Origin of the sequence: Franzmannia qiaohouensis (assembly GCF_031451695.1) — a bacterium.
Lineage (GTDB): Bacteria > Pseudomonadota > Gammaproteobacteria > Pseudomonadales > Halomonadaceae > Franzmannia > Franzmannia qiaohouensis.
In genome coordinates, this window is sequence record NZ_JARWAM010000029.1 from 1 (window position 1) to 20,275 (window position 20,275).

Consider the following 20,275-nt stretch of genomic DNA (forward strand, 5'->3'; position numbering starts at 1 on the left):
TGGTTACCGGACACCGGCACAGGTGTTTTTGGGTGAATACTCAGGAGCCCTCAACACCGCAGGTGCTGCGCTTATTACTTGAATTCAGGGAGCAACTACGCAACGTCGGTGATGCTCAGCGTGCCTACTCGCGGATGGTTTCTGAAATCAAGGCTGCCAACTAGCGCTCTGCAGGCCCGGGGTGACGGACCCCGGGCGTCATCACGACCATCAGCAATACGCCAGGATCTTCCGTACTTCGGGAAGCGAGTAATCGAGTGGCCAATGACTGACCGCAAACCTATTTACTTGATGACACCAGCGCTGGCATGGCTTACCGCGTTCATGGTAGTGCCTTGCCTGCTAATCCTGGCGCTGGCCTTCTTTCAGCGCGGCACCTATGGGGGGATCGTTTATGAGCTCTCACTGGACAATATAGCGCTGGTATTCGACCCACTCTATGGCAGGATCTTTCTCAAGTCAGCCGGCATAGCAGCACTCGCAGCCACCATCGCCGTTGTTATTGGCTATGCTGCCGCCTACGCCATTGCTTCCATGCCCAGAAGGCACCAACCGATCCTGCTCTTCTTCGCGGTGTTGCCATTCTGGTCGAATTATCTCGTACGTACCTATGCCTGGATCGTTCTGCTAAATCGTGAGGGATTGATTGTTTCCTTTGCCCGTACCGTCGGTTTCGAAGGCGAACTGCCGCAGATGCTCTACACGGAAACAGCCGTGGTCATTGGTCTGGTCTACAACTATCTTCCTTTCGTCATCCTTGCCTGCTATGCCCCTCTCTCCAGGCTAAACCCAGAGATCCATGAAGCATCGCGTGACCTTGGCGCCTCCGAGTGGACGACATTCCGTCGTGTCACGCTCCCCATGACTGTGCCTGGCATCGCCACCGGCTTTGTTTTCGTCTTCGTGCTATCGATCGGTAACTTCGTGACTCCGGCTCTTTTGGGGGGTGGCCAATTTCAGATGATTGGCAATCTTATCTATGATCAATTTCTGACGTCAAATGACTGGCCTTTCGGTGCCGCTTTATCAATGATTCTTATTGCTATCATGATGGGGCTATTGACACTGCAAACCTTTGCGAGTGAAAAGGCTTCGGGTCAACATCGGTCGGAGAAGGTCGATGACTAACCGCAGCAGTCTACGGCTCATGCTGCTGATCCTTTCGGCAACATTTGCCTTTCTCTATATTCCCATATCGGTGCTCTTTGCCCTCTCTTTTAACGCAAGTGGCCTGCCGACTGCTTGGACCGGGTTTTCCACGCACTGGTACGCAGCATTGATTACCAACAGCGACATATTGAGCGCAGCGTTGAACACGCTAGTTGTGGCTGCTACTTCGACCCTTTCCGCGACTCTGCTGGGTACCCTGCTGGCGATTGGCGTGGAGATACGTCGCCGCAAGGGGCATTTTCTAGAAACGCTGATCTTTGCCCCAATGATTATTCCCGACATCGTACTAGCCATCGCATTGCTCAGCTTCTTTTCAATGCTCGATTTGCGCATGGGGCTACATACGATCATTATCAGCCATACCGTCTTCAATCTCGCCTTTGTCTGCGCAGTCGTAAGGGCGCGACTCAAGAACTTCGACTGGTCGATCGTCGAAGCGTCTACCGATCTTGGCGCAACGACTTCCGTTACCTTGCGCCGCGTAATATTCCCGGTGCTAATGCCGGCAGTTGCCTCAGGCGCTCTTCTTGCTTTCACCCTTTCCATCGACGAGTTCATTATTGCCTACTTCACGGCTGGCCCTGGACGTGACTCGATCACACTGCCCATGCAGATATTCTCGATGATCCGTTTTGGCGTAACGCCCGAAATCAACGCGCTAGCCGTGCTGGTGATGACGCTATCCGTCGTCGCTCTGGCCATATCACAGCGCCTCAACCGTGGAAGGCTTCCGGGACAATGACTAGGCCCCTACTGTCGCTTGCGAACATAGAGAAACGCTTTGGCGAACTTCGCGCCGTCAATGGGGTAACGCTCGATATTCACGAGAATGAGTTTTTCGCCCTGCTTGGTGCATCCGGCAGTGGCAAGACGACCCTGCTGCGCATGCTCGCCGGTTTCGAAATCCCGTCATCCGGGAGCATCCTGCTCGACGGGCGTGATATCTCTCAGGTGCCGCCCAATCATCGCCCGGTCAACCTGATGTTCCAATCCTATGCGTTGTTCCCACATATGAGCGTGGCGCAGAACATTGCCTATGGCCTGGAAATGGAGAGGCTGCCTCGCTCTGAAATTAATCAGCGCGTTGACGAGATGCTGAGCACCATCCAGTTAGCCCACCTAGCCGAACGAAAACCCCACCAACTCTCCGGTGGCCAGCAACAGCGAGTGGCGTTGGGTCGAGCGCTCGTCAAGCGGCCTCGCTTGCTGTTACTGGACGAACCGCTTGGTGCTCTGGACAAGAAATTACGCGGGGAAATGCAGCTCGAGCTAAAGCATATCCAGAACACGTTCGGCATCACCTTCATCGTCGTCACACATGACCAAGAAGAGGCGCTCGTGATGGCTGACCGCATTGCGATCCTGAAAGATGGAGCACTGCTACAGTGCGGCTCCCCGCGCGACATCTACGAATATCCTATCGACCGCTTTGCCGCCGATTTCATCGGGATCATGAACTTCCTGCCCTCGCGCGTTGACGCGGGCGCACTTAGCGCCGCCGATGGCAGCCGAATATCCGCCCCGCTGCCAGGCGATCTCAAATCTGGGGATAACGTCTTGGCGGCAGTGCGTCCCGAGCGCCTACGCCTGGGGGCAGCGGATGCCGATAACTGCCTGAGTGGGCAGATACGTGCCATGGCCTACCACGGCCTTGACCTGCACCTGCATCTCGATACGTCACTTTCATCGCAACCGCTGATGGTGCGATTGACGGCAGATGCAGCGGAAGGTCATCCGTTTGCCGTTGGCGAGAAAGTCACCGTCGGCTGGTCTGCCCAAGACACCCGCGTCTTCACTATCTAAGCCACCCCAGCGTGTGACGTAAATAACAACGACAAGCGCTGCGCGATCTGCGCAAGCCCCAACGAGAGAGGAAACGACATGACAACCAAAACCTTCGCCTTTTTCCCCGAAGCCGCGTACGGCCCGGCGCTCAACTCGGTGGGTATCGCCCAGGCCGTCGAACGGCTAGGTCACAAAGCCGTCTTCCTCTCCGACCCTGGTTTTATCGAGGTGTATGAGAGTTACGGTTTCGAGTCGTATCCCGTCAACCTCTCGGAGCCGATGCCACCAGAGCAGATGGCCAAGTTCTGGGATGAGTTCATCAACGGGCATATCCCGAATTTCCGCAAGTCCCCCATCGATCAGCTTGATAACTATGTCAAGGAGTGCTGGGAAGCCATCGTCGACAGTGCCAAATGGGCAGAAGAGGATCTTCCATCGGTTCTCGCGCGCATTAAGCCGGATGTGATCGCCGTCGACAACGTTATTCTTTTCCCAGCCATCAAGCAGTATGGCGTTCCCTGGGTCCGGATCATTTCCTGTTCAGAAAACGAAATAGAGGACGAAGCGATACCCCCACATCTGTCTGGTATGAGCGAGCATGACACGGCAGGCCACCAGGCCTTCCGCGCCAAGTTCAATGAGGTGATCAAGCCAATTCATGATGACTTCAACGACTTCCTGACCTCGACCGGCGAGGCCCCCTACCCGCTCGGACAATTCTTTGAGCCCTCGCCTCACCTCAACCTGCTGCTCTACCCGGCGCCGGTCACCTATCGCCGTGCCCAACCACTCGACCCTTTACGCTTCCAGTACCTCGAGGGCTGTGTACGCCAGGATAAGCCTTATGCGATTCCCGAATTCAAGAAGAACCATGACGGGCCGTTGCTATACGTCTCTTTTGGCTCACTCGGTTCGGGAGACACCGAACTGCTCAAACGCTTGATCACTTTGATCGGCAAGAGCCGCTATCGGGCACTGGTGAATGTCGGCGACTATAAAGACGACTACTCCAATATCCCCGACAACGTGATCATCGATAGCTGGTTCCCCCAGCCGTCTGTCATACCCCAGGTTGATGCGGTCATTCATCATGGCGGCAACAATTCGTTCACCGAATGCCTCTATTTCGGCAAACCTGCCATCATCATGTCGTATGTCTGGGATGGCCACGATAACGCCATGCGTGTTCAAGAAACCGGACACGGCTTCCGTTCGGAACGCTACGAATGGACCGATGAGGAGTTGATCGAAATGATCGAGACCTGCCTCAGCGACACCGCCATGGCCACGCGGCTCAAGGCAACCTCGGAGCACATGCAGTCACAGAACGGTCAGGCAAAAGCAGCTCGCCTGCTGATCGAACTAGCGGAGACTCACCAGTGACTGACTTGAGCAGCACGGCTCCCCATATTCATGGGGCAACAGATTACGATGACTTAGTCGAATGGGGCCTACAGCCTGATGGCGTAAAGGGTGAATCACGCTCCAAGGGCCGCCTTCTCTACAAGGGGGCGGACAACTCTCCCGAGACCGGTCTCTGGGTTTGCACCCCAGGGCGCTGGAGACTCGCCATCCCCAGAGACGAATTCTGCCACTTCGTCGCCGGGCGGGTGACCTATCATGGCGACAATGGCGAAACGCTCGAGATCCACCCTGGAACCTGTGTGCTCTTTCCCGCTGGGTGGGAGGGAGAAGCCGAAGTTCACGAAACCATCCGCAATGTCTACATGCTCAGCTAAAAGGGATATCCAAATGCCGACGCCCATCATGCACAAACCGCTCGACATCACCGATACGGTGGACTGGGGTACGGTCCCGACGATGATCGAGGGAGAGTCCCATACCTCCGGGGTACTGCTTCACAAAGGCCCGAACGGCCAATCCGAGTGCGGGTTATGGGTCTGTACTCCCGGCAAGTGGGCGTGTCATGTCACGCGTGACGAGTTCTGTCACTTCCTTGAGGGCAGCTGCACCTATGTCCATGAAAGCGGTGAAGTGATCGAGATCACGCCAGATACCGCCGCGTTCTTCCCACAGGATTGGAAAGGGACATGCACGATTCACGAGACGGTCAAAAAGGTCTATATGATCCGATGACGACGTTGGATCACGGCCTGGCAGCGCTATCACCGGCCGCTTCCAGCTTCTTGGCACGGCACGGCCATGCACAGGCATGCCTTGAGCCACTGGCTGGCGATGCCTCTCCGCGACGCTATTTCCGTTTACCGGAGGCGGGGCTGTTGCTGATGGAAGATCACCAGGATCCCATCGCCTTCACGGCCTACCTGAGGCTGTCGTACCATCTCAGCACGCTGGGGCTATCGGCACCGATAATTCACGGCGCCGCCCCCGCCCATGGGCTCGCGCTGGTGGAGGACTTCGGCCACCGCACCTACACGGCTTGCCTCGGCGCGGGCGAAGATGAGCACGCGCTGTATGCCCTCGCCGTCGACGCCCTCTTGTATCTGCACCATCATAACGGCGCGACACAGGTATCCCAGCCCGTCTATGAGATGGCGACACTACTCGACGAACTCGACGTCTTTTGCGACTGGCTTGCCCCTGCGGTCAACCCGGCCATCAATCATAGCCTGTTCGCGCGACAGTTCCGAACGCTATGGGCCAAGGCGCTGACACCGGTGGCAGGCAAGGCCGAAACGCTAGTGTTGCGCGATTTTCACGTCGACAACCTGATGCTGCTGCCGCAGCGGCAAGGCGTGGCCCGCTGTGGACTGCTGGACTTCCAGGACGCCGTGCTGGGTCCCTGCGAGTACGACCTGGTCTCTTTGCTCCAGGACGCGCGGCGGGATCTGGCGCCGGGGCTTGAGCAACAGATGCTTGAGCGATACATCAGCGGAGCCCCTGAACGACTAGGAGATGCGATGGCGATCCGTCGCCGCTATGCGCTTCTTGGGGCACAGCGCCACACCCGTATTGCCGGCACTTTCCTACGCCTGAGCCGGCGCGAAGGCAAATCGCGCTATCTCGGCTATCTGCCCCGCGTTCTCGTTCAGCTGGAAAACAGCTTGGCGTGTGCCGGCCTCACCGATATCACGGACTTGCTGAACACCCGCTTGCCCGGCTGGCAGGCCAAAGGCGCCGCCCTGGGCGACGGTTACCATGACACTCAAGGAGCGCCCCATGACTGACACGGCCACCCCGCGGTACTACCTGGTGCCGAACTACCATATCAGCGAGAGTCCGGCTCAACCGGTGATCGATCCTGCCACCCTCGAAGAGGTCGGGGTGCGGGCCGAGGTGAGCAGCGAGGAGCTCGACTGGGTGCTTACTCGTGTCAACTCGGCTCAGGCCAGCTGGAAGCGCCTGGATGCCAAGACCCGCGCCCAGTACCTGCATCGACTCGCCAACCGAATCGAAGCCGCCGATGTCAGCCAGTGCGCCGTGCTGATGAGCCGCGAAATGGGCAAGCCCTACCCCGAGGCTATCGGCGAGGTAGCCAACTGTGCCGCAATCTTTCGCTACTATGCTGAAATGGCGCGTGACGAGGCAGGCAAGGTCGCAGGCACGACGCAATCAGGCTCGCTCCAGTATGCCCGCTACGAGCCCTATGGCGTGTCCGCCCATATCATGCCCTTCAATTTCCCCATCCTGCTGATGTGCTGGACGGTCGCAGCGTCACTCGCCGCCGGCAACGGTTGCGTGATCAAACCCGCTGCCGCCACCACGCTGTCGACGCTGGAATTCATGCGGGTATTCGACGAACTGCCTGAAGGTCTAGTGGCCTGCGTACCCGGCGATGCGGCGACAGGCGAGGCCCTGGTCAAGAGCGAGCGGACACACGCCATCGCCTTTACCGGCTCAGTGGCCGCCGCGCAGGCCGTCGCTGCTGCTGCCGCTCAACGCATGAAGCCAGCGGTGATCGAGGCCGGCGGCTCCGACCCGATGATCATCACCGCCAACGCGCCTTTGGCGGTCGCGGCTGCCGGTGCGGTCACCGGTGCCTTTCATATGTCGGGGCAAGTCTGCACCTCTACCGAGCGGCTCTACGTCGTCGACAGTATTCATGACGATTTCATCGACGCTTTCGTCGCCGAGACACAGCGCCTGCGCATCGGCAACGGACTGGAGAAGTCAGAGATCGGCCCGCTGGTCAGCCAGGCCGCGCGGGAGAAGGTCCAGCGCCTGGTGAACGATGCCGTCGCCAAGGGCGCCAAGGTCGCTTGTGGCGGGCGGGTCCCTCCCGGACTCGAGACGGGGTGGTTCTATGAGCCGACGATCCTGACCGACTGCACGCCGGCCATGGACATTCTCAGTGAAGAACTCTTCGGTCCGGTCGTGGCGGTGGTCCGCGTGGACGATTTCGAAGCCGCCCTGCAGGCCGCCAATGACAGTCGCTTCGGCCTTGGTGCCTCGATCTTCACTACTGACCTGGCCGAGGCACACGAGGCATCGGAACGGCTCGAGGCCGGCATGGTCTGGATCAACAACCCGATGATCGACAATGACGCCCTACCCTTCGGCGGTTGGAAGGCCTCCGGCCTGGGCCGAGAGCTGGGCCGCCAAGGCCTGGATGCCTTCCGCCGCACCAAGATGGTGGTGCTCGATCACCAGCCGATCCGGCAGGATTGGTGGTACCCCTACCCCAACGACTGGTTTTACACCGGAGGCGGACGCAAGCACGTCTGAGTCGACACCCCACAGGAGACCATAGGCGATGACCACACAACTCTACATCGACGGGGCCTTCGTTGCGCCCGCGTCAGGCAGGAGCTTCCCGGCGGTGGATCCGGCAACCGAGGCGACGTTTGCCGCTGTCGCCGCCGCTGACGCCGTGGATGCGGATCTTGCGGTACGCGCAGCACGCCGTGCATTCGATGACGGCCGCTGGTCAGAACGGCCTGTGGCCGAACGTACGGCGGCACTACGGCGCGTCGCGGCCGGCATTCGCGCACGCCTGAAGGAGATCGCTGCACTCGAAACGCGTGACAATGGCAAGCCGCTGCCCGAGGCCGAATGGGACATCGAGGATGCGGCTTTTTGCTTCGACTATTATGCCGACCTGGCTGATGCAGCCGAGGCGCGGGGCGACACGGCAGTCGACGTCGGCGACGACCGTTTCGACAGTCGTATCCGCCGTGAACCCGTGGGTGTCGTGACGGCGATCACCCCCTGGAACTTCCCGTTGCTGATGGCAGTATGGAAAGTGGCTCCGGCGCTGGCAGCAGGCTGCACGGTGGTGCTGAAGCCCTCAGAACTGTGTTCCATGTCCTGCGTAGAACTGGCCAAGATCATCGATGCCGCCGGTCTACCCGCCGGTGTCTTCAACCTGATCACCGGCACCGGCCCAGAGGCGGGCGCGCCGCTGACCGAGCATGCCTTGGTGGACAAGGTCGCCTTTACCGGGTCAGTCCCCACTGGCCGCAAGGTGATGCAGGCGGCGGCAGCGGGCATCCGCACCGTATCGCTGGAGCTGGGAGGCAAATCGCCCTTTGTCATCTTTGCCGACTGCGATATCGACAAAGCCGTAGAGTGGATTCTCTTCGGTATTTTCTGGAACAAGGGCGAGGTCTGCTCGGCCACGTCCCGTGTGTTGATTGAACGCCCCCTCTACCCTCGACTGCTGGAGCGGCTGAAGGAAGAGGCTGAGAACATCGTCATTGGCCCGGGCGATAACCCTGGCGTCAAACTCGGGCCGGTCGTTGCCAAAAGCCAGTATGACAAGATCATGGGCTTCCTCGAGCGTGCCCACAGTAGCGGTGCGCGGCGAATTACCGGCGGCGGACGGCCAACCGGCATGCAAACCGGCTATTACATTGCCCCAACTATTTATGCGGATGTGCCATTAGACGCTGAGATATGGCGTGAAGAAGTCTTTGGTCCAGTAGTCTGCGTCAACCCATTCGACACAGAGCCCGAGGCCATCGCCATGGCCAACGACGGCCCCTACGGCCTTGCAGCGGCGGTCATGTCCGATGACATTGAGCGCTGCGACCGGGTCGCGGCCAAGTTGCGTGCCGGGATCATTTGGATCAACTGTTCGCAGCCCACCTTCGTGCAGGCCCCCTGGGGCGGCTACAAGAACTCCGGCATCGGCCGGGAGCTAGGCGAAGCCGGCTTCGAAGCCTATCGCGAGCTCAAGCAGATCACGCGATTCGACCATCGTCAGACGTGGGGGTGGTATCTCAATGGATAGGACACGCTAAGCCTGGCCCCCAGCCACAGTAGAAAAGGACCAACATGCCTGACAGCACCCGCTTCGACGCCGCCATCCAGACGCCTTACTGGGCGGAAACGGTACCGCCACAGCCGGCCTGCCCGGAACTCGCTGCCGAAAGTACCTGTGACTTCGCCGTCATCGGTGGCGGATTCACAGGGCTATGGTGCGCGCTCAAGGCTCGCGAGCGCCATCCAGATGCAAGCATCGTCGTGCTCGAAGCCTCGCATTGCGGCAACGCCGCCAGCGGTCGCAATGGGGGATTCTGTGCACCCAGCATTTCGCACGGGGTTTCCAACGCGCTGGCGCGCTGGCCCAAAGAAGCAGCAACGCTGGTACGTCTAGGGCGGGAAAATCTCGATGAACTGCAAGAAGACCTCGCACGTTACGGTATCGATGCGGAATTTGAGCGCCATGGAAAGCTCAATGTCGCTGCCACACCGTGGCAAGCCGAAGGGCTTGAATCGATGCAAGCCGCTTATGCGAGATTTGGTATCGAAACAACGTTACTGGAAGGAGACGCGCTGCGGGAACGCTTCGATAGCCCAAAATATGCCACGGGGCTCTTCGAACCCAATTACGCGCTGGTCAACCCCGGCAAGCTGGTGGCGGGGTTACGTCAGGCGTGTTTGGAACAAGGGATAGCCATCCACGAACATACGCCCGTTACTGGGCTGGCCCGAACACCCCAAGAGGTCTGCCTTACTACCCCACAAGCGCAACTTCGCGCCTCACGCGTAGCAATGGCCACCAATGCCGCAGTACCGCTTCTAAAGCGGCTGCGGATGGCGCTAATCCCGATATTCGATTATACGCTGGTCACCGAGCCTCTGAGCGACGCTCAGCTATCTGCCACCGGCTGGCAAGAGAGACACGGCATCGCCGATACTGGCAATCAATTTCACTATTTCCGCAAGACGGCTGACAACCGTATCTTATGGGGTGGTTTCGACGCCATCTACCACTACGGCAGTCGCCAGGACGAGGCGCTCTTGCATCGCCCTGAGAGCTATGCGCGCCTGGAGGCTAACTTTAGCGACGCCTTCCCCAGCTTGGCGGATGTCGGCTTTAGCCATGCGTGGGGCGGCATCATCGACACCTCGGCGCGCACGACCTGCTTCGCCGGTACTGCGTTCAAGGGTCGACTGGCCTACGCAATGGGATTCACCGGACAAGGCGTCTCGGCTAGCCGCTTCGCGGCACTTGCCATGCTCGATATGCTCGATGGTCGGCAAACAGAACGCACGCGCCTTGGTATGCTGCGCCGTTTTCCAGTGCCCTTCCCACCCGAGCCGATACGCAACGGCGCGGTACGACTCGCGCAACGTGATCTGGCCCGAGAGGACAGTACAGGGCATCGCTCGCTATTTTTGAAGACGCTGGACCGTTTTGGTATCGGCTTCGATTCATGACGCATGAGAGTAAAATCCAACTCATTCGCTGCGAGCGGTGGGCCAAATACCCCGTATGATACCCAATGGCCGACCGTCGATCGCGGCTAGCCCGAGCCCAATAAGAGCCATCCCGACCACATGCTGCGGCTCGAGTTGCTCACCCAGCACCGCGGTTCCGAGCAGAATGGCGCTGACAGGGATGAGAAAGGTAACGAGTAAAAGATTAGTCGCACCGGCAGTCGCAAGAATGCGGAAGTAGAGGATATAGGCGAGCGCCGTGGATAACAGAGCGAGCCCAAGCACCGCCCACCACACCTCTACCGCGGGCATGGGCAGGATCCAGGGCCGCTCGACCAGGAGCGCTAAAGGAATCAACACCACGGTCGAAGCTGTCACTTGTCCGCTAGCCGTGACCAAGGGCGAGCAACCTAGCTGTCGGAAGCGACGACCGAAAATACCAGCGAAGGCATAGGAGATCGCAGCGCCAAGAACAGCAAGCTGTGCGAGAGTGTTAGTGGCAAGCCCTTCAAGGGCCTCTGCCCCCATCATGTAGGCAACACCCGAAATGCCCAGCAAGACGCCAATGAGGCGGCCCCCGGTCATTCTTTCATCCCTGGTCAAGTAGTGCGCAGCGACCACGGTAAAAAAGGGCGTTGAGGCATTGAGAATAGAAGCGAGCCCGCTCGCAATATGCGTCTGCCCCCAGACGATTAAACTAAATGGAATCATATTATTGAAGAAGCCCATGCCTAGGAAGGCAGCCCACAACTTTCGATCCTTTGGCATGCTCAGCCCCATTGCGACAACCATAACGTTGAGCGCCACCGCTGCCAGCCCAACACGCAGCGCTACAATCGTTAGTGGCCCAAGAGCATCAACCGCAACTTCGACGAAAAAGAACGACCCACCCCACAGTACCGACAACGCGATTAGCAGCAACCACTCCACCATCCCCATCGAACTATTGACGCTTTGCATGTGCATTCTCTCTTCTACTAATGGAATGCACTTAAGCTAGGGCCAGCCGCACCGGATAACACTCCGATTCTTGCGCTGGAATTCAAGCGCGGAGGCGATGGCCCCGCCGGGAGACGACCTTGGTCACACCGCCTTATTTTTCTATCGATAACAGATGGTTAGCAACGTTCAGGAGTGACTGGGCCGGTCAGGTAGTGCTAATCGACAACGAAAAGTTTGGCACCCTGCTCGGTTGAGGAGCGGTGAAGTTCAGCGTTATCAGCGACCTGGTAACTCGTTCCAGGGTGGAGGACAAAACGGCGGCCATCTTCCAGCTCAGTATGCAGCTCGCCCTCCAGGCACAGCAGAATATGCCCTTTCGCGCACCAGTGATCGGCTAGGTAGCCGGGGCTGTACTCGACCATACGCACCCGGATCTCGCCAAACTGACGTGTCTGCCAATAGGCAACACCCTGCTCTCCGGTATGCTCCGTCTTTTCAACCTCGGCCCAGTTGGTCACCCCAAAGGGCAGATCGGTAATATCCAAGTGCATTTCCTTGTATCGACAAGTTAACGTCAGGTCGCAAAATGCGCGCGTCCTCGCTTCTGCCATTACTCACCAGGCTTAGCAAGAAATATTCCCGCCTCATATCAGCAACAATTGAGCCTTGCTGAAGAATTTTTCACAATTCTTAGAGGCGAAATTTAGAGCTTATCACGTTTAAAATACGTCGCCTTTTCAAACTCGTCGATGTTCATGGCAATCTTAGAGACGTCTGGAAATAGTCCGACTAGCTTTTCAACGATAGATCGGGACAGCTGTGCTTTTTGCTCAGTGGCCCGGCCTTGCATCATATTTGCAAATACATGAATAAAAGGCTGCGACTCTCCACCTACCAGACACTGCTTATAGGGATTTAGCCTAACTTTTATATCACTGACGTCAAAAATTCCCGACATGGCAGCGGCGGAATGCACTTGCTCCAGGATATGGTCTTCAGGATGTACGTTTAGCACATCGGCCGAACAGTCGATCACAAAATGTGGCATTGGCACTCCAGTTATCATTAGGATACTAGCGATAAACTCACAGATCACAATTCAACCAGCTCAAGCTACCAGCAAGCAGTGCGTTTGGCTATACGATATTCATCTGACACCCCAGATTTTTGACACCGCAGCGTTCGAACCGAGTGTCCCCAGCACCACTGCCACCAAGCCTACAGAAAAGAAAACCAGTACGGGAATAAACGCAGCTATTTGCCCACTAGTATAGCCGGCCACTGCCGAACCAAATGATAGCAAAATAAACAGCACCCCCACTATGTTCAGGGCAACCCGATGAGACTTCTTATGAGCACCGGAATTCTCACTCGTTTCGAAAAACCGCAGTATTGGCCAGAACACTCTCCTTAGAATATCTTTCATTACAGCACTGCCCTTTATGGAAAAAATTCGCTGCAACCTATTGTAACACCGGAACCGACAAAGCGCATAATAGAGGTGCAGATTTAGAAATCCAGGACCTGCTACTAGGCTTTGGCCAGCCTTTCTAAGGCTTTGCCAGTCAAACGATACCCCAGCCACTCGTTTTGTGGCTCGCCCCCGATAGCGTTATAGAATTTTATCGCTGGCTCATTCCAGTCGAGCACGCTCCACTCAAAGCGACCGCAGTTCTTTGATAGTGCAAGCTGTGCAAGATACTTAAAAAGCGCCTTGCCCGCACCTACGCCCCTATAGTCAGGAGAGACGTACAAATCCTCAAGGTACAACCCGTGCTTGCCAAGCCATGTTGAAAAATTAAAGAAGTAGACAGCGAACCCAATGGGTTCCCCATCCAGTTCACAAATCACTGCACCTACCGTCGCTTTCTCGCCAAACAGTGCATTTTCTATATCACCCACTGTTGCCAACACTTCATGCGCTGCCTTTTCATAAGTAGCAAGCTCTACAACAAACCTATGAATCAGCGCCGAGTCTGCGACTCCCGCATCTCGTATCATTATACTTGGCACAGTTTTCTCCTTCTTTTATTGAACAGTATAGCTTGGCATTTCAGTGTTCTCGACTCGCTTTCCCATAATGCATAGACTAAACTCCTTTCCATCCATTTCTGCCACGTCAGGTAGCCGCCCCCACTCCTGAAACCCGAACGCTTGCAACAGGCCGAGACTGGGAAGGTTGTGGGAAAAAACGTAGCCAACCAAGGCTTTCACGCCCAAGGTTGGCGCAAGGGACATGGCCTCACTAAGCAAATTACGGCCAAGGTGCTGCCCTTGATGGTCAGGTGCAATATAGATACTGAGCTCGGCCGTATGCCGATAGGCAGGACGCCCATAGAAGTCCTCGAAGCTCATCCAAGCAACGACTTCATCGTTTTTCTCATAGACGAGAAGTGGGCGTCGCTCGGGATCGTGCTTGTGAAACCACTCGGACCTCGATTCGATACTCACAGGCTGAGTATCAGCAGTAGACTTCCTAGTCGGCACAGCAGCATTGTAGATTTCAACCACCCTTGCCAGATCCCGCTCTAGCGCATTTCGTATCGTCATAATGCACGCTCCTTTTACTTGACAAACACCATGTGCAACGCTGTAGTGGAGGCAAATTAATTATGTAAAAGCCAAGACCATATCTAGCCTAACTATATGTATCACTAGACAAAACCAAGAGCCTTCCTGGCTCTTCAAATCGTCACCTCAACTGCCGAAAAGGTTTGAGGGGGGTATTCAACACATAGCTCTCTTATTTACATTCGCCGCTACTGCGAAGTGCTTCGGACTGGCGAACCGCTTTAGCTCAATAATGGTCCGGCCAGGCGCTGTTTCTGTGCACGGACGGCTTCCGTCAGAAAGTCCATGAAGGCATGAATCCTCACTACGCCTCGCAGATCCGGATGCATCAGAAACCACAGTCCGTATTCCAACTCGGGGATGGGGTCGGTGAGCTGGACAATATTCGGATCTTCGTCCGCAAGATAACAGGGCAGGACAGCCAGCCCCATACCGGATCGAACAGCGCTGAGTATATTGACCAGGGTATCTACACGGTAGACACAAGCTGTCTGCAGCGCATGATCCTCCATCCACTGTTCCAGCGCTGAGTCCTGCAGTCGTGGTCCTGCACCAATCCAGGGTTGGCTGGCAAAGCTCTCGATGCCCCTTCCAGGAGTCAGACCAAGGCTTCGCTGTCCGTAGACGGCCTGTCCAATGCTGGTCAGCGGTCGACCGATCAGGTTTTCAGGCGGATGATTTGACGGACGGATGGCGACGTCAGCTTCTCTGCGGGTGAGATTGAATAACTGGTTGGAGACGGCGACGTCAAGCATGATGCCAGGGTATCTGTGCCGGAATTGCGTGAACAGGGGAGAGAGCAGCCCCATCAGCAGTGAGTCCGTTGTAGTTGTCCAAATTTCTCCGCTGGGTTCCAGATCGCGTCCTGCGACTTTACGTTCGGCTGCCAGGGCAGCCTCATCCATAATCTTCGCCGTGTCAGCGAGTTCTTCTCCTGCCAGGGTTGGCCGGTAACCGGTCCGGCTTCTCTCAAAAAGAGAAACACCCAGACGCTGTTCGATATCACCTAGACGTCGGAACACCGTGGCATGACTGACACCTAGAACGCGTGAGGCACCAGACAGAGAACCTGCGGTTGCGATTGCAAGAACGGTCTCAAAGTCATTCCACGCCAGATGACTCCTTGTTTTCTGTGTAATAACTGAGGGTTGCCTGAGCTGCTCATCTGTACGTTTTTGCAAAGCTCGTACTCGTTTTTATGGAATATCTTGCATTATAGAACAAGCCTAGCATGTGCCTGAACCGATGCGACAGCCAAAGCATCCCGTCACAAGGGGTGATGCAACCGAGGTCAGGAGCATGATGAAGTCAAGAAAAGCGAAAAAGTTTCAATACCTTAGCACACTGTCCCAGAGCGATAACGGCGACGTGGCAGAAGGGTATGTCGACGACTCGACCATGGGAAAAATACCCTCTCGATACCAAGATGGGCGGGGAGGCATTGATCTTGAGCGTGTGAGGCTGGACCAGCACGAGGCTCGGCGACAGGTAATTCGGGTGATGATACGACGTATCCAAAAGCTATGGTGGTGACGCTGAGAGCAGAAAGAGCGAAAATGCTCATTATGCTTGCAGTGCCATGGAGGTTCACGTCAGGGCTGACCAACGCCCTGCGTAGCGCAGCCGCTGATCAGTGCCATTTCACGTTGCCAGGTGGCGAGGTCCTCCTGATATTCGTGCTGTGTCGACTGACGGCCTACTCTACTTCGCTATGCGCATTGTCAGCCGCGTCTACTGTCTGTGAAATCAGGGTGGATATGGTCATCGGCCCCACGCCCCCAGGTACAGGCGTATATGCCGAACATCTTTCTACAACACTGCTCAACTCTATATCACCCACTCCCCCCTGGTGGTAGCCGGCATCAATGACGACAGCGCCATCCTTGATCCAGCTGCCCTTGATGAATTCAGGTTTACCCACCGCCCCTACGACTACATCTGCATTTTGTATGATTCCAGGAAGCCCTTCGGTCCTTGAGTGGCATATGGTTACCGTGGCGTTGGCATTCAGCAGCATCATTGCCATGGGCTTACCCAGAATTGGGCTCCGACCTACAACCACTGCATGCTTGCTGGCGAGGTTAATACCATAGTGACTGAGTAGCTGCATGACGCCCATGGGGGTAGCAGAGCCGTAGGCTTTCTCTGCCATGGACATTCTGCCGAAACCGTGGCAGGTCACACCGTCTACATCCTTGTGGAGAGCGATTTTGTCGAAGCAGGCGCGCTCATCAATTTGCTCTGGAACAGGATGCTGAAGAAGGATTCCGTGTACGTCGGGGTTGTTGTTTAATTCAGATATTTTTGCCAGCAACTCTTCCGTAGTGGTCGATTGGGCAAGCTTTATCTTCAGGGATTGCATGCCCACTCTTTCACATGCATTGCCCTTCATTCTGACATAGGTTTCCGAAGAGGGGTCATCGCCAACCAATATCGTAGCCAGTATTGGGGCGACTCCATTGCTTCGCGCCTTGATCTTCGCCACTCGTACGGCCAGCTGGCTCTCGATTTCTTGCGACAGCGCTTTCCCGTCCAATACTACTTTTTTCAACCTGTCCCCCTCTAGGGTTGGAGCCGATCCTCGCAGGGCAAGGGTCATGCTCCACGCAGTGGTAATGAATGAAAGTGACGATAGGCATCACGATACCACAAGGCAGGCAATGCCTGGCTATACGCCCCCTTCATCCAAGGCGATATCAAAGTGTAGAACGTCTTCACGGCTACCAAGCTTGCTGTACAGGGCAATTGCCGCTTGGTCTTCCTCGCCGGTATCTGCCTGGACGAAGATGGCGTGGGCGCCGCGCCGCGCCCCGATACGCTTGAGATGCTCGATCAGGGCAGTGGCAATTCCTTGCCGCCGGTGGGCTTCCGCTACCGCGAGATCGTAGATATAGATCTCGCTGCGCGGCTGCTCGAATTTCTTCAGCTCATAAGCCGCCAGCCCACCAGCGACCGCACCGCCCTTCAGCGCAACCAGGGCAATAAAGCCATCACTCTCGAGCAACTGGCGCATGTAGCCGGCATCAGGGGGGTTGCCGGTATAGGTCTCGGGCTGGTCGAACACCTCGCCGAAGGTTGTCAGGAGCCCATCCATCAGCACCAGGTCATCGGGGGTGAGTTGGTAGATTCGATAGTCGCCACTATCCATTCGATAGTCCTTTCGCAAGCTAGTTATAATGCGGTGTATTATCCTGGCGCTTGCTTTTATAGCCTTGCTTTATTTCACTGACATCGCAGAAAGAGTAGACAGCGGGTCCTCAGTTTGCAAGAAACCCAACATAAAGATGGCAACCGTAGGGGTTGATCATGCCTCCTCATGGATGGCACTAATATCTTCGACATCTACCGGCCGTAGCAGCATGGACTTATACCTGATCCAATCCCCCCTCAACATAAGGGGCAAATCCAAACCCAACAGCCGAACTTTTTTATAACGAGATAGATCAATGTTTAGCTTAATCCATGCCTGATCGCCCACATCAAATATCCGCACGTCATCGGCGTTACCCATCTCCACTTTAACGCCCTTATACTTGAACTGCACATAGGTTAAATCCCAGCCTTCCTCCTGACGGTGAGCGGCTGTTTTGGAAACGAACTCCTGTCCGGCCTGAACCACTGACGAAAATGCACGCCCTCTGTCTCAAACACCCACGTGTGGACAGCACGAATGCCGAGTGGCGCACGTCCAGTCCAGCCAATCATCCGCCCCGAGTCGACTGTCTGGAGCGTCGATGTGATCGGCACACCACCCATAGCAATGATGATGGGGCATCAACATACACCTCGGCTGAGGCGATAACTGATGCATGACGATTGATCTCCACAGAAATAACCCCGATCACTTAGATGCCAAGTATGGCGTGGCATGACGCTACACTCAGCTGCTGGCACGTTGCATTTCCTGACTATACAGCTCTAAGTCCAACCCCAAGAACTGAGTTCCTGGGACTGGATTGTTCGTCACGGGTGGATGCTGAGCGAATCCATATGACTTGTATAATTTCAAGGCTGCCTTGAACTCAGGGAGAACATCAAGACATATTTTTTTATAGCCGCTAGTGATGGCTTCTTTCAATATTCTGTCAACTAGCTTGGCACCCAAATTACTTCCACGCGCACTGGGGCGGATATAAACTCGCTTCATTTCACAAGCCGTGTCATCCAACTTTCTAAATGCCCCACACCCAACGGGGCTACCGTTTCTTTTCAACAAAAAAATCTTAGCCTCTTCAGAGCTATACTTATCAGGCAATCCATTGAACTCCTCCTCATTATTCTGAAAAGAGAGATCCGCAGAAGTGCTATTTATATACTCATGGTATAGGTCAAGAACATCATTCAAGTCAGCTGGAAAGACTGCTCTTTCTATTTTATACAACTCCCCCTCCTATCTACCAAGTATTAAATCATGTACATTATAGCGGAGAAAACCAGCAGCCTCACACTAGAACATCTATACATTTGCATATGTTCTTATTTTTGCAGCGAGTTCGGCAAGTACGTCATCATCTGCTCGCTTGTAATCATGAGACGAAATATAGCCTTCATAGCTTTCAAAGTATTTATCTAAACTAGAAGCAATCGGCTTGAACTCATGACTGCTACCCGTACCATGCATCGGAAATAGCTTAGCATGCAGGTGATCCACTCCGTATCCTTCAAAGATCATCCCCGTTCGAGCGACGCCATCAAGAGCATTATCGAGCAGGGTACCGACTCGTTTCGCTGCTAATACCAGTGCTGACACAACCTCATCTTCCTGAGCAAACAGATAGCTCTCGGCATGCTGCTTTGGAATGACTACCGAGAATCCAGGCGTATTCGGAAAGATTGACAGGAAAGCCAAATGATCTGGGTCCTCCCATATTTTATGGCACGGGACTTTGCCGCTTACAATATCGCAAAAAATACAGTTCATATTCGTCTCTATATCTGTAATGTATAACGACGTCCGACATGTTAGGTAGTCAAGACGACTACAAGCTACCCGCTTGATAAGCGAGGTGGACAGCATTGTAGTTAGTCAGAAAGGCAATAATGTAAAACCATATTATTCACTGGAGACAATCTCTCCGGACACATTATCGACGGTGACTGGATTGTCTAGGTACGTGACGGAAGGCTCTGTACTATACTTCTCGCGAACGAACGCCTTCCAACTTTCTGTGTACATGGCTTCCGCCTCAGGTCGGGAATTCCAAAGATAAACCCCACCGACAGTACCCCCATCTTCCCACATTATGTAATGCTTGCGAAGGAGACCAGATGCGCCTTTATACTTGGGTGCTGTACTTAGGAAGATATCTCTTGCTTCTTCACGGCTGACGGGCTTAGGCAACCGGAATTTGGTAATGACAATTATCATTTTATCTCTCCTCCAAAGTAACAACCGTTATGAGTAACGCCTGGCTTGGCTGTAGCTAAAGCGACTCTCGACAGCTCCATCGCCCGAACAATAATTTCACTGCACCTTAGGGCCTCGAGGAATTAAGCCGGGGAGCGAGAAATCAAGAGCCGACCACCGATAAGCAGGAAGACCAGACCAGATACACCCTGGATCGACTTCCATACTGACGGTCGCCGTAACCACCCAGCAACTCTGTCTAATGTGATGACGACCACACTATAGAAAAATAGAGCGACCAGAGCATGGCTGGCCCCCAGGCCGAGCCCGCCCAGCCAGTAACCCGTCCCACCAGTACTCAGAAACTGGGAAAGGCCGCAACATAAAAGATGGCGGGCTTGGGGTTGAGGATATTGGTGAGATAGCCCCGCACGAAGGCCCGTCCGACGCTCATCCTCGGCAATGCTTCACAATTTATCGGCTGCGACGCAATAGCGGGCGCGCTCGTTAGGGCGACTCGAAGCGTCTTAATGCCTAGCCAAATAAGGTATCCAGCACCAATGAACTTGATGATTGTGAATAGCGTTACAGACGCTGCAACGAGTGCCCCAACGCCGACGAGAGCCAGCATAGCATGAGATATGATCGCCGCACCGAAGCCCAGAGTCATCACCACCCCCGTCACACGGCCTTGCATTGGCGTCGCCTGCAGCAGAAGGACCAGATTCGCACCGGGGGAGACCACGATGAGCGCCACGATGGAGAGAAAGGTCAGGTAATCACCTGAATTCAAGTAATAAGCGCAGCACCTGCGGTGTTGAGGGCTCCTGAGTATTCACCCAAAAACACCTGTGCCGGTGTCCGGTAACCAAG

22 protein-coding genes and 1 pseudogene are annotated in these 20,275 nt (G+C 55.5%); 10 read left to right on the top strand and 13 right to left on the bottom strand.

What is annotated here, in order from left to right; all coding sequences use genetic code 11:
* Positions 1-264 precede the first annotated feature (264 nt).
* The 10 genes from QC821_RS21005 (at position 265) to QC821_RS21050 (ending at position 10,542) form a co-directional block, all read left to right on the top strand.
* Positions 265-1,128 (top strand): ABC transporter permease, encoded by an 864-nt coding sequence (locus QC821_RS21005; protein WP_309725368.1) that lies wholly within the window; start codon positions 265-267, stop codon positions 1,126-1,128.
* Entirely contained in the window at positions 1,121-1,912 is a 792-nt protein-coding gene (locus QC821_RS21010) for an ABC transporter permease (protein ID WP_309725370.1), read from the top strand. Before QC821_RS21005 ends, QC821_RS21010 begins: the two co-directional genes overlap by 8 nt.
* Positions 1,909-2,973, top strand: coding sequence for an ABC transporter ATP-binding protein (locus tag QC821_RS21015; protein ID WP_309725372.1), 1,065 nt, complete (start codon positions 1,909-1,911; stop codon positions 2,971-2,973). The genes QC821_RS21010 and QC821_RS21015 overlap by 4 nt, the downstream gene beginning before the upstream one ends.
* Positions 2,974-3,051: 78 nt before the next feature.
* Positions 3,052-4,338, top strand: a complete 1,287-nt coding sequence (locus QC821_RS21020; RefSeq protein ID WP_309725374.1) for a nucleotide disphospho-sugar-binding domain-containing protein — start codon at positions 3,052-3,054, stop codon at positions 4,336-4,338.
* Positions 4,335-4,694 (top strand): cupin domain-containing protein, encoded by a 360-nt coding sequence (locus QC821_RS21025; RefSeq protein WP_309725376.1) that lies wholly within the window; start codon positions 4,335-4,337, stop codon positions 4,692-4,694. The genes QC821_RS21020 and QC821_RS21025 overlap by 4 nt, the downstream gene beginning before the upstream one ends.
* Before the next feature lie 13 nt (positions 4,695-4,707).
* Positions 4,708-5,052: a cupin domain-containing protein gene (locus QC821_RS21030; RefSeq protein ID WP_095618833.1), complete on the top strand. Its 345-nt coding sequence runs from the start codon at positions 4,708-4,710 to the stop codon at positions 5,050-5,052.
* Positions 5,007-6,104: an aminoglycoside phosphotransferase family protein gene (locus tag QC821_RS21035; RefSeq protein WP_309725380.1), complete on the top strand. Its 1,098-nt coding sequence runs from the start codon at positions 5,007-5,009 to the stop codon at positions 6,102-6,104. The genes QC821_RS21030 and QC821_RS21035 overlap by 46 nt, the downstream gene beginning before the upstream one ends.
* Positions 6,097-7,602, top strand: a complete 1,506-nt coding sequence (locus QC821_RS21040; RefSeq protein ID WP_309725382.1) for an aldehyde dehydrogenase family protein — start codon at positions 6,097-6,099, stop codon at positions 7,600-7,602. The genes QC821_RS21035 and QC821_RS21040 overlap by 8 nt, the downstream gene beginning before the upstream one ends.
* A 28-nt stretch (positions 7,603-7,630) precedes the next feature.
* On the top strand, positions 7,631-9,109 hold the full coding sequence (locus tag QC821_RS21045; protein WP_309725383.1) for an aldehyde dehydrogenase family protein: 1,479 nt from the start codon (positions 7,631-7,633) through the stop codon (positions 9,107-9,109).
* 44 nt (positions 9,110-9,153) lie between these two features.
* Complete coding sequence (locus QC821_RS21050; RefSeq protein ID WP_309725385.1) at positions 9,154-10,542, top strand: NAD(P)/FAD-dependent oxidoreductase; 1,389 nt, start codon at positions 9,154-9,156, stop codon at positions 10,540-10,542.
* Between the two features lie 21 nt (positions 10,543-10,563).
* On the opposite strand, the gene QC821_RS21055 is transcribed toward QC821_RS21050, so the two are convergent.
* From QC821_RS21055 to QC821_RS21775, 13 genes and pseudogenes are all read right to left on the bottom strand, one after another.
* Complete coding sequence (locus QC821_RS21055) at positions 10,564-11,502, bottom strand: DMT family transporter (RefSeq protein ID WP_309725387.1); 939 nt, start codon at positions 11,500-11,502, stop codon at positions 10,564-10,566.
* A gap of 197 nt (positions 11,503-11,699) precedes the next feature.
* The gene (locus tag QC821_RS21060; protein ID WP_422720138.1) at positions 11,700-12,029 is read right to left on the bottom strand and encodes a DHCW motif cupin fold protein; all 330 of its coding nucleotides are present in this window, start codon (positions 12,027-12,029) and stop codon (positions 11,700-11,702) included.
* A gap of 158 nt (positions 12,030-12,187) precedes the next feature.
* A complete protein-coding gene (locus QC821_RS21065) occupies positions 12,188-12,532 on the bottom strand; it encodes a 5-carboxymethyl-2-hydroxymuconate Delta-isomerase (protein ID WP_309725391.1) in 345 nt (114 codons plus the stop codon).
* Positions 12,533-12,631: 99 nt separating this feature from the next.
* Entirely contained in the window at positions 12,632-12,910 is a 279-nt protein-coding gene (locus tag QC821_RS21070; protein ID WP_309725394.1) for a hypothetical protein, read from the bottom strand.
* A 104-nt stretch (positions 12,911-13,014) separates the two neighbouring features.
* Positions 13,015-13,497 carry a GNAT family N-acetyltransferase gene (locus QC821_RS21075; RefSeq protein WP_309725395.1) on the bottom strand — a complete coding sequence of 161 codons (483 nt, stop codon included), beginning with the start codon at positions 13,495-13,497 and terminating at the stop codon, positions 13,015-13,017.
* 15 nt (positions 13,498-13,512) lie between these two features.
* The gene (locus QC821_RS21080; RefSeq protein WP_309725397.1) at positions 13,513-14,034 is read right to left on the bottom strand and encodes a GNAT family N-acetyltransferase; all 522 of its coding nucleotides are present in this window, start codon (positions 14,032-14,034) and stop codon (positions 13,513-13,515) included.
* A gap of 242 nt (positions 14,035-14,276) precedes the next feature.
* The gene (locus QC821_RS21085; protein ID WP_309725399.1) at positions 14,277-15,236 is read right to left on the bottom strand and encodes a LysR family transcriptional regulator; all 960 of its coding nucleotides are present in this window, start codon (positions 15,234-15,236) and stop codon (positions 14,277-14,279) included.
* Between the two features lie 515 nt (positions 15,237-15,751).
* Positions 15,752-16,606, bottom strand: coding sequence for a bifunctional methylenetetrahydrofolate dehydrogenase/methenyltetrahydrofolate cyclohydrolase FolD (gene folD, locus QC821_RS21090; protein WP_309725401.1), 855 nt, complete (start codon positions 16,604-16,606; stop codon positions 15,752-15,754).
* Positions 16,607-16,723: 117 nt separating this feature from the next.
* Positions 16,724-17,203 carry an AAC(3)-I family aminoglycoside N-acetyltransferase gene (locus QC821_RS21095; protein ID WP_309725403.1) on the bottom strand — a complete coding sequence of 160 codons (480 nt, stop codon included), beginning with the start codon at positions 17,201-17,203 and terminating at the stop codon, positions 16,724-16,726.
* A 156-nt stretch (positions 17,204-17,359) separates the two neighbouring features.
* Positions 17,360-17,674 carry a hypothetical protein gene (locus QC821_RS21100; RefSeq protein ID WP_309725405.1) on the bottom strand — a complete coding sequence of 105 codons (315 nt, stop codon included), beginning with the start codon at positions 17,672-17,674 and terminating at the stop codon, positions 17,360-17,362.
* A gap of 261 nt (positions 17,675-17,935) precedes the next feature.
* Positions 17,936-18,436: a GNAT family N-acetyltransferase gene (locus QC821_RS21105; protein WP_309725407.1), complete on the bottom strand. Its 501-nt coding sequence runs from the start codon at positions 18,434-18,436 to the stop codon at positions 17,936-17,938.
* 75 nt (positions 18,437-18,511) lie between these two features.
* Positions 18,512-18,976, bottom strand: coding sequence for an HIT family protein (locus tag QC821_RS21110; RefSeq protein WP_309725409.1), 465 nt, complete (start codon positions 18,974-18,976; stop codon positions 18,512-18,514).
* A gap of 569 nt (positions 18,977-19,545) precedes the next feature.
* A pseudogene (locus QC821_RS21775) lies at positions 19,546-20,099 on the bottom strand (LysE family translocator).
* Positions 20,100-20,275 lie beyond the last annotated feature (176 nt).